The 11,570-nt window shown below is 40.9% G+C and carries 15 protein-coding genes; 2 read left to right on the top strand and 13 right to left on the bottom strand.

Going from position 1 to position 11,570, the window contains the following annotated elements:
* Positions 1-140: 140 nt before the first annotated feature.
* The 5 genes from H5993_RS08275 to H5993_RS08295 form a co-directional block, all read right to left on the bottom strand.
* Complete coding sequence (locus H5993_RS08275) at positions 141-1,781, bottom strand: FAD-dependent oxidoreductase (protein ID WP_204776996.1); 1,641 nt, start codon at positions 1,779-1,781, stop codon at positions 141-143.
* Positions 1,782-1,800: 19 nt separating this feature from the next.
* Complete coding sequence (gene ahpC / locus H5993_RS08280) at positions 1,801-2,364, bottom strand: alkyl hydroperoxide reductase subunit C (protein WP_180871838.1); 564 nt, start codon at positions 2,362-2,364, stop codon at positions 1,801-1,803.
* A 188-nt stretch (positions 2,365-2,552) separates the two neighbouring features.
* Positions 2,553-3,059, bottom strand: a complete 507-nt coding sequence (locus H5993_RS08285) for a dUTPase (protein ID WP_180871837.1) — start codon at positions 3,057-3,059, stop codon at positions 2,553-2,555.
* Positions 3,059-4,093 carry a hypothetical protein gene (locus tag H5993_RS08290; RefSeq protein ID WP_204776997.1) on the bottom strand — a complete coding sequence of 345 codons (1,035 nt, stop codon included), beginning with the start codon at positions 4,091-4,093 and terminating at the stop codon, positions 3,059-3,061. Before H5993_RS08290 ends, H5993_RS08285 begins: the two co-directional genes overlap by 1 nt.
* Positions 4,086-4,964, bottom strand: a complete 879-nt coding sequence (locus H5993_RS08295) for an exonuclease SbcC (RefSeq protein WP_204776998.1) — start codon at positions 4,962-4,964, stop codon at positions 4,086-4,088. The genes H5993_RS08290 and H5993_RS08295 overlap by 8 nt, the downstream gene beginning before the upstream one ends.
* Before the next feature lie 190 nt (positions 4,965-5,154).
* On the opposite strand from H5993_RS08295, the gene H5993_RS09605 reads away from it, so the two are divergent.
* Entirely contained in the window at positions 5,155-5,280 is a 126-nt protein-coding gene (locus H5993_RS09605; RefSeq protein ID WP_275087013.1) for a hypothetical protein, read from the top strand.
* A gap of 83 nt (positions 5,281-5,363) precedes the next feature.
* On the opposite strand, the gene glnA is transcribed toward H5993_RS09605, so the two are convergent.
* Both glnA and miaA read right to left on the bottom strand, forming a co-directional pair.
* Complete coding sequence (glnA, locus tag H5993_RS08300) at positions 5,364-6,704, bottom strand: type I glutamate--ammonia ligase (protein WP_204776999.1); 1,341 nt, start codon at positions 6,702-6,704, stop codon at positions 5,364-5,366.
* A gap of 139 nt (positions 6,705-6,843) precedes the next feature.
* The gene (miaA, locus tag H5993_RS08305) at positions 6,844-7,761 is read right to left on the bottom strand and encodes a tRNA (adenosine(37)-N6)-dimethylallyltransferase MiaA (protein ID WP_204777000.1); all 918 of its coding nucleotides are present in this window, start codon (positions 7,759-7,761) and stop codon (positions 6,844-6,846) included.
* 111 nt (positions 7,762-7,872) lie between these two features.
* Here miaA and H5993_RS08310 point away from each other — a divergent pair, with 111 nt between their 5' ends.
* Entirely contained in the window at positions 7,873-8,049 is a 177-nt protein-coding gene (locus H5993_RS08310) for a DUF3042 family protein (protein ID WP_180871832.1), read from the top strand.
* Between the two features lie 63 nt (positions 8,050-8,112).
* Here the strand turns inward: H5993_RS08310 and H5993_RS08315 are convergent, their stop codons facing one another.
* From H5993_RS08315 to rpmG, 6 genes are all read right to left on the bottom strand, one after another.
* Complete coding sequence (locus H5993_RS08315) at positions 8,113-8,529, bottom strand: rhodanese-like domain-containing protein (protein ID WP_204777001.1); 417 nt, start codon at positions 8,527-8,529, stop codon at positions 8,113-8,115.
* Between the two features lie 34 nt (positions 8,530-8,563).
* A complete protein-coding gene (locus H5993_RS08320) occupies positions 8,564-9,535 on the bottom strand; it encodes an ROK family glucokinase (protein WP_204777002.1) in 972 nt (323 codons plus the stop codon).
* Positions 9,528-9,770, bottom strand: a complete 243-nt coding sequence (locus H5993_RS08325) for a YqgQ family protein (protein WP_204777003.1) — start codon at positions 9,768-9,770, stop codon at positions 9,528-9,530. The genes H5993_RS08320 and H5993_RS08325 overlap by 8 nt, the downstream gene beginning before the upstream one ends.
* Positions 9,771-10,427 (bottom strand): rhomboid family intramembrane serine protease, encoded by a 657-nt coding sequence (locus H5993_RS08330; RefSeq protein ID WP_204777004.1) that lies wholly within the window; start codon positions 10,425-10,427, stop codon positions 9,771-9,773.
* Between the two features lie 10 nt (positions 10,428-10,437).
* Positions 10,438-10,992, bottom strand: a complete 555-nt coding sequence (locus H5993_RS08335; protein ID WP_204777005.1) for a 5-formyltetrahydrofolate cyclo-ligase — start codon at positions 10,990-10,992, stop codon at positions 10,438-10,440.
* A gap of 129 nt (positions 10,993-11,121) precedes the next feature.
* The gene (rpmG, locus tag H5993_RS08340) at positions 11,122-11,271 is read right to left on the bottom strand and encodes a 50S ribosomal protein L33 (protein ID WP_180871826.1); all 150 of its coding nucleotides are present in this window, start codon (positions 11,269-11,271) and stop codon (positions 11,122-11,124) included.
* Positions 11,272-11,570: the final 299 nt, after the last annotated feature.

Genomic DNA, 11,570 nt, shown 5'->3' on the forward strand with positions numbered 1-11,570 from the left:
AGGCCACCCACGTTGGGCAGCCTAAACTAGACCAATTTAGCCTTAAAAATTCTATCAGTACCAGTTGACGAAGAGCCACATTTTATCAGAATTAAAAAAGGATCCTAAGATTTTCTCTTAGAAATCCTCCTATGATAACCCTACTTTGCCTCTTCAGCTGCCGCAACGAGTTGTTCCAAAGTTTGGCTTCCAAAAATAACCGGACCACCATTAATCATTGTTGCGGGAACACTCATAATTTGACGTTCTTCACGAAGCTCCTTAAAGTGAGCTAGATCAATCATCGTAGCCGTAATTTTGGGATTGATTGAAGCCATCTTTTGACAAGCCGCGACCACATCTGGACAGAAATGACAGGTCAAAGAAACCCCAATTTCAAACTTAGTGGTTGGTAATTGCTTAATCCGAGTAACCAAATCTGGTGCAACTTCTTGTCCAGGACCAGCAACGTTATACAAACCCAGGACTAATGAATTTAATTCATGTCCCGTTGGTACGCCTGCATATTGTAAACCGGTTGCTTTTCCATCAACCAGGAGCCGTAATTGCGGTGCAAAATCAAGATTAGCTGACGCATCTACCGTTACTTCCGATAAATGACTATCTAAACCTACCAATTCTTGAACAAAGGCAATCAATTCCTGACTTAATTCGTCTCCTGTTGACAAAACTTGTAGAGTTACATTCTTCGTTAACCGCGCAAAAATTGGACTTAACTGACTAACCAAATCAGGGGTAAACCACTTACCTGTGTGCTTGGTTGCCCTTTCATCAACAACCGAACTCGTTTTCCCCACCGGCTTTGGTTTTGGTCGGTTAACCGGAATATGTAGTCGTTTCTTTTGTGCACTTACATATTCTTCAGCCTTAGTTGCAGCAGTTGCCCCATCTGCAGCCGCCGTAATAATTTGCCGGAGATCCTTGTCAATTACGTCTCCAGCAGCGTAAACTCCCGGAAGGGTCGTTTCTCCATTTTGATTAACCTTTAGATAACCTTGAGGTGTTTTTTTCAAAGTCGCTGGTAATAAATCGGTTGCTGGCTTAGTTCCAACATAGACGAAGACGCCAAAGGTTTGATCACCTTCGTCGACATGATAAACGGTTTTCTCCTTAGTTTCATTATTAACCAAGGTCATCTCCGTTAAATATTGGTCTCCACGAACCATTTCGATTTCGGTATGATACTTAACATCAACCTTTGGATTATCAAGTGCTCGAGCGGCTGTCAACGGCGGACACTGGAATTCGCCTTCTCGAACTAAGACCGTCACATGTTTGGCGTACCGGGTTAAAAAGTCAGCTTCTTCAGCCGCTGCATAACCGCCACCAACAACGAAGACTTCAAGTCCAGTAAAGAGTTCCCCATCACAGGTGGAACAATAGGCAATTCCTCGACCACGAAATTCATCTTCGCCAACAAAGCCGGCATGGCGAGGACTAGCTCCGGTCGCAATAATTACGCTTCGGGTTTGATACTGATGGCCACTCTCGCCCGTTAAAGTTTTAACCTCCCCATCCAGATCAAATTTAATAATCCGATCTTTCTTAATCGCCACTCCAAAATCTTGAGTCTGTTGTTGCATTTGGTGCATTAACTTTGTCCCGTCAATTGCTGGAGCTGCTGGGTAATTATAAACCATCGCAGTGGTGGTAACTTGACCACCAACCGTATCAGCCTCTAAAACCAAAGTGTCCAAAGTTGCCCGGCCAGCATAAATTGCTGCTGAAAGTCCGGCAGGACCAGCACCAATAATAATTAAGTCATAGATTCGATCGGCCATGCTAACGTCCCCTTTTTAATTAGAGTTTCCCAACTAGGTCAAGGCTTGGCTTAATCGTATCATCACCCGGCTTCCAGTTTGCAGGGCAAACGCGGTCACCATGTTCACGAACAAATTGAGCTGCTTGTAAGGTCCGCAAAATTTCGTCAGCAGAACGACCAATTCCCATGTTATTAATCGTATATGATTGAATCTTCCCATCAGGGTCAACAATGAAGACACCCCGGTATGCTTGACCAGCATCTTCATCTAAAACATCAAACATCCGTGCTAACTTGCCAGCGGGGTCCGCCAACATCGTGTATTGAATCCGGCCAATCTTATCGGAAGCTTCAGCCCAAGCCTTGTGAACAAATTCAGTATCTTCAGAAACAGAATAAATTTCAGCATCAGCATCTTTGAAAGCTTGGTAGTTATCTTGTAATGCTTCCAATTCAGTTGGGCAAACAAAGGAGAAATCAGCTGGGTAGAAAAAGAAGATACTCCACTTTCCTAATACATCAGCTTTTGAAACTTCGATCGTTTCCCCCGCTTGGTAGGCATTTACCTTAAAATCATCAATTTCACGATTCAAAAAGTTCATCATAAATTCCTCCTTGTTTAGAATCATTATTACTTACGGTTTTAATTTACCATTATTCCAAATCTATGTAAAGGCTTTATTAAAAATGTACATAAATATTAGGGAGATTCCTTATTATTGCCTTGCAGCGAATAAATAAAAAAACGGCTTAAGGTGGAATATTCTTCCTAGCCTAAACCGTTTCAAAACTAAATTAAGTCATTTAATTTTGCTTGAGTTTCCATAATTACTGACGGATCAAGTTGATAGTCAACTAACCCCAACTTCAATAATAAGTGCCAAGCGTGCTTAAAATCAGCTTGCCGATGCGTGTAGTAGCTTTGCAAAAGCAGATTTTTTATTGCTAAAAATTCTTTATCAAAATCAGCCATTTTCGTAGCAGGCTTCGCTGCCTGAATTTTTTGCCATTGTTTTGCATCTAGAACCACTAAATGGGTCCACTTTAGCCGGGCACTAATAACTAAACACCAGTGAAGGGTCAAGGTGTAAGCTTGGGTTTGATCAAACCTAATTTTTTCACCAAAATGTAACTCGTATTGATTATCACTAACTTGATAGAGGTTACTCAACGCTTGATCCAAATTAATCATGGCGTGCTGTAAATGAGCACTTGGACCGATCAAAAGATCCCGTTGTTCAAACATTTGGTTATCTAAGTTAATTGAAGTTTGTAAGAGCTTAGTAATATTAAACATTAATCAGAAGCCTCTTCATCATCATTAACTGCACTAGCCGGCGCTTCTTCCTTAACTGGTTCAGCATCTGTTGCCGGAGTATGACGGACTACTCGTTCGTCAGCGGCTGGAGTGTAACTAAAGTTATTGTCCATAATCGCCAGACTTTCCCGATTAATTAAGTACCAATCACGCACTAATGGGTAATGTAAGAGCACATCAAGGAAGGATAAATTCTCCTTTGGATCATTAACCATAAAGAACCATTGCTTACTGTAATCATCGGGATCATAGCAAAGGGTCATCGCTATTTGATCACCCAATTTAAGTTTTGCCCCATTATTCTTAGGCAAGCTTAAAAGAACCGTATCGGTTTCTGCTGTCTTAACAAAAAGCTTATCAATCACTGTTAGTGAAAGTTCTGGTGCTGCTAACTTAAAGTGGGCCTCGTTCTTTGTTGCTAAAATCCCTAAGTTAATCATGAAGTTCAATTTGGAGTCCAATAAGTTAGCAAAAGTAACTAGTGGTTTAATAATCCCTTGCAATTCAAGGTCATTATGAGCACTAATTTCTTTAACAATTAGGAAATCAATCAATGCTTGATTGTTGAACTGAAGACTTTGATGAGCTAAATCGAGGTTAAAGAGCGGCTCATGGTCGGTTTGTTCACAGAAAAAGGCCCCCTCTTTCCCCCGTTTTTGTTCAAAACAGAAAGTATAATTGTTTTCGAAACTAGTTAAGCGCATTGCTAACCGGCGATGGAGTGGATCAGGCTTAACCTCTAGCCCTTCGACTCCTTCAAGTTCCAAAAGCCGCCCCATAAAGAGTAAATAATAATCTTCGGGAGCGTAATGATGAGGGAACTTAACGTAAGCATCCGTTAGATCAAACTTAATTAAATCGCTTGCTGACGATAAAAGTTGATTAGCATCTGTCGTTGTTGCGAGCTGATTAAGTAATTGGACGTATTGTTCCCCCAGCTTAAGTCCAGTCGCGAGTGATGCCGTTAAGCTAGTGACTTGATCGGTTGCGGTGGAAAGCATTTGCTTAGTCATGTGCAATCACCTGCTTTCCACCGTCAACCAAACTCTTCAAATAGTTGGCATACAGGTTATGATTTTGGACTTCAAAGTCTTCAAAACTTTCAAAAGTATCCACAATACTCTTCCGTTCATAACTTAGGATGGTATTTTCTTTGGAAAGTTCCAAGACCGCTTGGTTGTTTTCCTTAATCTTTCCAGCTGCTGTCCGGGCTTCTTCATCTTGGTCTTCAAGCTTTGAGAGTTCACTAACAATCGCTTCCCGTGCCTCCCGGTTTTTACTTGATTCGAAGAGGCCATTCCGCGCACTTGCTTCTTTTAATTCCGCTTGAAGTTCTTCTTTCTTTGCTTCACGCTTAGCTTGCGAATCAATTAGATTTTGTAGACGATCATTTTCTTTGGAAAGTTGATCAATCTTTTCACCATTAAAGCGCTTACCAGATTGGCTAAGTTCAAACGATTGTGCTAATTTTTTGTATTCGGTTTGATCAAAAATAAACCGAATATTCAAGACATCGAGTTCACCAAATTGCCGCCGGTCCCACCAGTTACCAAAGTAAATTCGAAAATGACCAAGTTGGTATTCTTCATAGTAAAAGAAAGGGTATGCTTGACTAAGATAGTTAATCAACTTACTACTTAAGTAATTACTTAAGTGATTGGTAATATCATCTACTAAGGTCATCACCCCAGTGTCATTTGCTTTTTCTTCCCGGTGTAAAATTTCAGCTGCGTACCGTTTTTGATCAAGTAAAGCATAAACCTTTTGATCTTCGTGAGCTTTAACTGCTTGATCTAATTCTTGTAAATAATTAACTTTTTGTTTAATCGATTGATTAATAATTTTGCTGATCGGTTGTGCACCGTTCTCAAATTTGCTTACCATCGGCAACATTCTCCTTAATTTGGTCTATCTTAATCTTACCGACTTTTTCTCAAATTTTAAAGGGCTGAATCGTTCCTTAACGACTTTTTTATCATTTTTATAAGGTAACATCACTTGTTCTTCAAATTTTTTGAACTATAATGAGAGTGTCAAGTAAGTTGACACTCCATATCAAAAGAGGCGAGTTTCGATGGCACTTAGTAAACAAGAACGCAAAGAAATGGCTCGCAAGGCGATGGAAAAGCGTGGCAATCAAAAACCAAATGGCTTAGGATTTGCCAAGATCGACGCAGACGCCGCCAAGTTAAATAAATAACGTTTTTAGTACCACAAAAGGCTGATCAAAGCTAAGTTTTGATCAGCCTTTTTAATATCTTTAATGCTACCTAGTCACATTCACTAGTATTTTTCCATGTATCGATCCCGTTCCCAGTTTGAAACATTCAACCGGTAAGCGGCATATTCCTTGGTTTTCGCTGTGATAAAGCTTTCAAAAAGATGTTCCCCCATGGCGTCCTTAATCACGTCATCTTGGGCCAAACTCTTTAAAGCGTTGTGTAAAGTGTCAGGAAGGTCCTTGATTCCCTTTTCCTTACGTTGAGTCATTGTCATCTTGTAAATATTTTCATCAACAGCTGGCATTGGTTGTAAGTTCCGCTTTAAGCCATCTAACCCAGCTGCAAGAATTGCGGCAATTGCTAAGTAGGGGTTGGCGGATGGATCAACTGACCGTAATTCAAGCCGGGTACTTAATCCCCGACTTCCTGGGATCCGAATCAATGGGGAACGATTTGAAGCTGACCAAGCAACATAAACCGGAGCTTCATAACCTGGAACTAATCGTTTGTAGGAATTTACGATTGGGTTGCAAACAGCCGTTAAACTCCGGACATGGTCTAAAACCCCCGCCAAGAAATGATAAGCAGTCTGAGATAATTGTAACGAACCCTTTTCATCATAAAAAGCATTGCCAGCTTCAGTGAAGAGTGACATGTTCATGTGCATCCCCGAACCATTAACCCCAGAAAGTGGCTTTGGCATGAAGGTTGCATGTAAACCGTATTTCTTAGCAATCGTCTTTACTACCATCTTAAACATTTGGATGTTATCAGCAGCTTCGAGGGCGTCAGCGTACTTAAAGTCAACTTCGTGCTGACCAGGAGCAACTTCGTGATGTGAAGCTTCAACTGAGAAGCCAAGCTTTTCAAGAGCAAGAACAATATCACGCCGGCAATCTTCACCACGATCAGCTGGTTCCATATCAAAGTAGTTTTCTTGGTCATTAACTTCCATTGTTGGCTTGCCAGTATCATCAGTCTTGAATAAGAAGAATTCTGGTTCTGGTCCAATGTTGAAACTCGTGAAGCCAGCTGCCTTCATTTCGGCCACAAGCCGCTTTAAATTATTCCGGGGATCACCAGCAAACGGCTTACCATCAATTGTATAAACACTGCAGATAACTTGCGCAACCTTGCCATGTTCTTTACCCCAAGGTGAAATCAACCATGTACTCATATCAGGGTAAAGATACATATCACTTTCTTCAATCCGGACAAAGCCGTCAATTGAAGAGCCATCAAACATAATTTTGTTTTCGAGTAACTTATCAAGTTGGCTAATTGGTAAATCAACACTCTTGCTCATCCCAAACAAGTCCGTAAATATTAACCGTAAAAAGCGGACGTCTTCGGCCTTAATTAATTCACGTACTTCATCTTTGGTGTATTCATGCCTCGTCATTTTGTAAAGTTCCTTTCTGGCTAATCCAATCGTGTTTTCCTTTAGAATTTCTAAATTGGTATTAGTTTATCACCCTGGTTTTCCCTGTCAATTTTATCCGTAAATTCCAATGGACATTAGATCGTAAGCGGTTTAAACTTTACTTTTTTAACCATGCTTTAACCTGAGCTTCGATTTCTTCAGTTTGATTTTTTCCCTGTACGAGATCAAACCAGTGGCAGTCCTCTTGGTTCCGAAACCATGTTAACTGTCGCTTAGCATAGTGGCGCGAATCAAGTTTAATTTTTTCAATTGCCTCATCAAGTGAACATTCTCCAGCAAAATACGGAAATAATTCTCGATAACCAATGCCTTTCCCAGCCGGTAATTTTTCACCCCCCTGGTCATATAACCATCTCGCTTCCGTTAACAATCCACGAGTCATCATCTGCTCCACACGTTGATTAATCCGCGCATATAATTTTTGCCGATCAGTTGTTAGGCCAACGATAAAGTAATCATCTTCTGCAATTGCTTGTGGTTGCCTTGAAAATAATTTTCCCGTCTTTTCGATCACTTCTAAAGCCCGGATGGTTCGCCGCAGATTTTGAACTGGGATTTTTTTTGCAGCTTCTGGATCACGTTGGTTTAGCTGATCCCAAACCGCTTGTTTTCCGATTCTTTCAGCTTGGTGAAGCCACTTGTTACGGATTTGCTTTGACTCTTGCTGATCATTTCCCAAAGCCAGCTCATTGGTCAAAGCATGCAGATAGAAGCCGGTGCCCCCAACGATAATCGGTAACTGACCTTTTTTTGAAATTGATTTGATCTTAGCTTTAGCTTCTTGTTTGAACTCTGCAACGGTGAATTGTTGATCAACATTTCGAATATCAATTAAATAATGTGGGATCCCAGCCTTTTCTACTGGAGTAACTTTTGCCGTCCCAATATCTAGCTTACGGTAAACCTGCATCGAGTCACCAGAAATCACCGCTCCATTTAACCGTTTTGCAAGGTAAATTGAAAGTGCTGTTTTACCCACTGCAGTTGGACCAACAATCGCAAGTACTTTTGTCATTTAACTCAATAACACCTCTTTCATAAAACTTTCTTGCTTTTTGTGATTATAACTGGCAAAAATGATTTTAATCTTGCATAATAAAGACAGTTACAATAAGGAGGCAGACCAATGAAACAATTTTCAAAAGGTTTTTTAGTTGGAACCTTAGCAACCTTGGGAGCTTTAGCCAGTGGCGTTTTCACCTTTCATAAAACAGTTATAAAGCCAATTGAAGAAACGGAAGAGAAATTTGATACTAACCGTCGAGCTGCTGTTCGGAAAGGCCGCTCTTCTCATCAGTTCTAACTTTATTCAAATAAAAGCGACGCTGACTAAAAAGTCGTACTGACTTTATCGGCGTCGCTTTTTTTAATATTTTGACTTTTTCGTTTTACCAGTCCACTTTGAGTAGCCACCATCTAAAATATAGAGTTGCTTGTAACCCTGCTTAGCTAGCCAAACAGCCGCTTGAGTACTCAAAGTCATCCCTTGATCGTACAAGTAAATCGGCAAATCTGCTCTTAGATCCCCCATTTGTTGCTTCATGTAAGCCAATGGCATACTCCGTGCTCCAAGAATGTGGCCCTTATCAAAATCTTCTTTTGAGCGCACATCCAAGACTTGAGCGCGGTGGGATCCCTTTTGAAAGGCTTCTTGATCTAACATTGTGGCATACTTTTTCCGCCGCCAACGATTCAAACCTGCGCTTCCTAACCAGATTATCAAAATAATAATGATGACAGCATCAAACATTAACAAGCCACTTGAAACCGATGCAACTACCATGTTTTAATCACACTCCACTAAAAATTGGATTAGCTTATGCAAACTGAGTAGCTAAAGAAGCAGCACCAATAACCCCAGCATCGTTACCAAGTTCTGCTAACTTTAGCTTGGTTGAAGTCTTAACTGTTGCAAAAGCAAATTCTTCAAAGTACTTTTGTACCCGGTTCAACAAGAAATCCCCAGCGGCTGAAACCCCACCACCAATAACGACAAATTCCGGATTCAAAGTGTCGGATAAGTTGGCAACTGCCAGACCAAGGTAGTAACAAACCTTATCGACAACTTGATTTGCTAAGTAATCATTTTGCTTAGCTAAGTCAAAGACAATCTTAGAAGTGATTTCATCTCCATCATCAATCATCTTTTTAAGTGGCGAGTTACCTTCATATTCTTCAGCAAAGTCTTGTGCCAAGTGAACAACCCCAGTTGCCGAAGCGTATTGTTCAAGGCAACCGCGCTTTCCACAGGTACAAAGGTAACCGTTGTTTGGTTCAACCGTGATGTGGCCAACTTCACCAGCCGCTCCACCAACACCATGAAGGAGTTGCCGATTAGCAATCAAACCACCACCAACACCAGTACCAAGGGTGATGAAGGCAACGTCATCACCATCGTTACCGGCGCCCTTCCAACGTTCACCAAGGCCAGCACAGTTTGCGTCATTGTCCAACGCAAACTTTAAGCCAGTTCCAGCTTCGATTTGTTCTTTAACTGGTTGTAATGTCTTCCAGTTTAAGTTATAGGCCCCAATCACCGTACCAGCTTTCCGGTCAACTGTTCCGGGAGTTCCCATCCCAATTCCGATAAATTGTTCTTTACTCATCTTGTACAAATCAATGTGGTGATTGATTGAATCAATAATGTCTGGCACAATGTGGGATCCTTCATCAAGAATGTTAGTCCGAATTGACCACTTTTCTTGGATCTCTCCTTCAGCTGTCAAAATTGCAAACTTAATTGTTGTCCCACCAAGGTCAACACCAATGAGTTTCTTGTTACTAGTCATTTTTCCTTCTCTCCTGTGTTTCATATTTTTCTTCCTCTCGGTGCTCTTTATTAAGAACTAACTTAGCCTGAAGAAAAAGGTCTTTATCAATAACCCGAGCTTGGTAAAGATTATCAATTTCTAAGGCCATTAATTCAATGTCCCAAAGTCGCTTACCAACGTAGACAAAGACATTAAACTGTTTCAAGAGCTGTTGCACGTCATATAGGGTTCGTAACCTCGTTATTGGTCTCACCTAAAACCGCCCCAATCCGTAAAAAAGAAATCCTAAAACAATTAATATAGTGCCACTAAGCAACCGTTTTAGCAAGCTAATTTTCCCCAAACGCGGGGCACCAAGGGCGGCGGCGGCTAAAAAGCCGACTAGAAAACCGCCTAAATGAGCCGCTAAACCAACATGGGGCATAAAAATATCAAAAACGACATTTACAACCACCAAGATTAGAAACTGCCGCGCCATTAAACGAACTCCATTATTATTTCGGAATTCACTCCCTAAAAAGATAAAAGCACCAAATAAACCAAAAATCCCGGTACTAGCACCAGCTGCAATTGCGGTGGGATCGAAAGCAAAGCTAGCTAAATTACCACCAAGTACACTTAAAATAAAGAGCCCCAATAACCGCCAATGACCAAATAATTGCTCAACATAGTATCCAATCAGATACAAAGTTAGCCCATTCATTAAAATATGTTCCCAACCAAGGTGAATGAAGCCCGCGGTAAAAAGTCGCCACCATTGGCTGTGAACAACTAGTGGCGGATAAAGCGCACCCCAACGTAATAAGTTATATGTCGTAAATCCACCGGTAACTAGCATCCCCAAGTAAATAATTACCATCACACTGATCAAGCAACATGTTACTGGAGCCTTTTGCCAAACTATTTTCACTATTTACCCCTCATTTATCCAAACAGGTCAAAACCTGTTGAACATCGATATCAAAGCTTTCATGTGGCCAAGCTTCTTCATCAGCAACCTGAGCCGATAAAGCAAGCGAAATCGTTTGTCCATTATAACGGGCCAAGTAGCGATCGTAATAGCCACCCCCAAACCCCAAGCGATGACCGTTAGGGGTAAAAGCAACCCCAGGGACAATGATTAAATCAATATCAGTTGGCAAATAAACTTGCCCATTTACTGGTTCTTGTATTCCAAAAGCCGATTTTTCAAATCTAGTTGTTGAATTAAGTTCAACAAATTCCATTTGTCTTTTTGGCAAAGTTCGCGGTATCACCACAACTTTGCTTGCGGCTTGAGCAGCTTTGATTAGCGACATGGTATTGAGTTCAAAGCCTTGGCTCATGGTTACCGCAACCACTTTGGCCACTTGCCATGCCCTTTGCTGAGTTAATTTTGTGACTAAAGTTGCTTCTTGCCGAAGTTTATCTTCCGGTACTAAATTCTGTATTCGCGAAATAAACTGTTTACGGACTAATTTTTTATTTTCATTCATGCGCCAACCTCTTTTCACTTTACCAATTTCAAAGTTAAAGTTATTGTGACAAAATTTTCAAAAAGGTTCAAGCACCATCACCAAAAAAGAAAGAGCCGGGAAAATCCCGGCTCTTTCACTTAAATCCCACTACTTAGTTTCTCGGTGTAAAGTAACCTTATGTTCCCGTGGGCAGTACTTCTTTAATTCCAGCCGATCGGGGTTGTTACGACGGTTCTTACTAGTTAAGTAATTCCGTTCGTGGCACTCAGTGCATTCCATAGTGATGTTTACACGCATTGGTTTTTGCCTCCAAACTTTTTATTTTAACGAGAATACGTTATACGTAACCCTAACTCGTACAACTATAGCATCAATTTCTGCTTTTGGCTAGTCTTTCCTTCGGATTTTCAAAGTAATTTTACCGGTTTGGATACATGAAATGACCGTTAAAGTCGCATCACAATAGGTATCTGTTGGTAATCTATTAGCAAAAGTATATTATTCGCGAGGAGACAAATTAAGGCTCTTCGTCAACTGGTACTGATAGAATTTTTAAGGCTAAATTGGTCTAGTTTAGGCTGCCCAACGTGGGTGGC

Source organism: Limosilactobacillus alvi, from assembly GCF_016900115.1.
Taxonomy (GTDB): Bacteria; Bacillota; Bacilli; order Lactobacillales; family Lactobacillaceae; genus Limosilactobacillus; species Limosilactobacillus alvi.

Excerpts from the sequence above, each read along its gene's own strand:
- H5993_RS08320 (WP_204777002.1), bottom strand. The coding sequence starts at position 9,535 with ATGACTAGTAACAAGAAACTCATTGGTGTTGACCTTGGTGGGACAACA.
- miaA (WP_204777000.1), bottom strand. The coding sequence starts at position 7,761 with ATGACAAAAGTACTTGCGATTGTTGGTCCAACTGCAGTGGGTAAAACA.
- H5993_RS08315 (WP_204777001.1), bottom strand. The coding sequence starts at position 8,529 with ATGGTAGTTGCATCGGTTTCAAGTGGCTTGTTAATGTTTGATGCTGTC.
- H5993_RS08335 (WP_204777005.1), bottom strand. The coding sequence starts at position 10,992 with ATGAATGAAAATAAAAAATTAGTCCGTAAACAGTTTATTTCGCGAATA.
- H5993_RS08275 (WP_204776996.1), bottom strand. The coding sequence starts at position 1,781 with ATGGCCGATCGAATCTATGACTTAATTATTATTGGTGCTGGTCCTGCC.
- glnA (WP_204776999.1), bottom strand. The coding sequence starts at position 6,704 with ATGACGAGGCATGAATACACCAAAGATGAAGTACGTGAATTAATTAAG.
- H5993_RS08285 (WP_180871837.1), bottom strand. The coding sequence starts at position 3,059 with ATGTTTAATATTACTAAGCTCTTACAAACTTCAATTAACTTAGATAAC.
- H5993_RS08310 (WP_180871832.1), top strand. The coding sequence starts at position 7,873 with ATGAAACAATTTTCAAAAGGTTTTTTAGTTGGAACCTTAGCAACCTTG.
- H5993_RS09605 (WP_275087013.1), top strand. The coding sequence starts at position 5,155 with ATGGCACTTAGTAAACAAGAACGCAAAGAAATGGCTCGCAAGGCGATG.
- rpmG (WP_180871826.1), bottom strand. The coding sequence starts at position 11,271 with ATGCGTGTAAACATCACTATGGAATGCACTGAGTGCCACGAACGGAAT.
- H5993_RS08290 (WP_204776997.1), bottom strand. The coding sequence starts at position 4,093 with ATGACTAAGCAAATGCTTTCCACCGCAACCGATCAAGTCACTAGCTTA.
- ahpC (WP_180871838.1), bottom strand. The coding sequence starts at position 2,364 with ATGAACTTTTTGAATCGTGAAATTGATGATTTTAAGGTAAATGCCTAC.
- H5993_RS08295 (WP_204776998.1), bottom strand. The coding sequence starts at position 4,964 with ATGGTAAGCAAATTTGAGAACGGTGCACAACCGATCAGCAAAATTATT.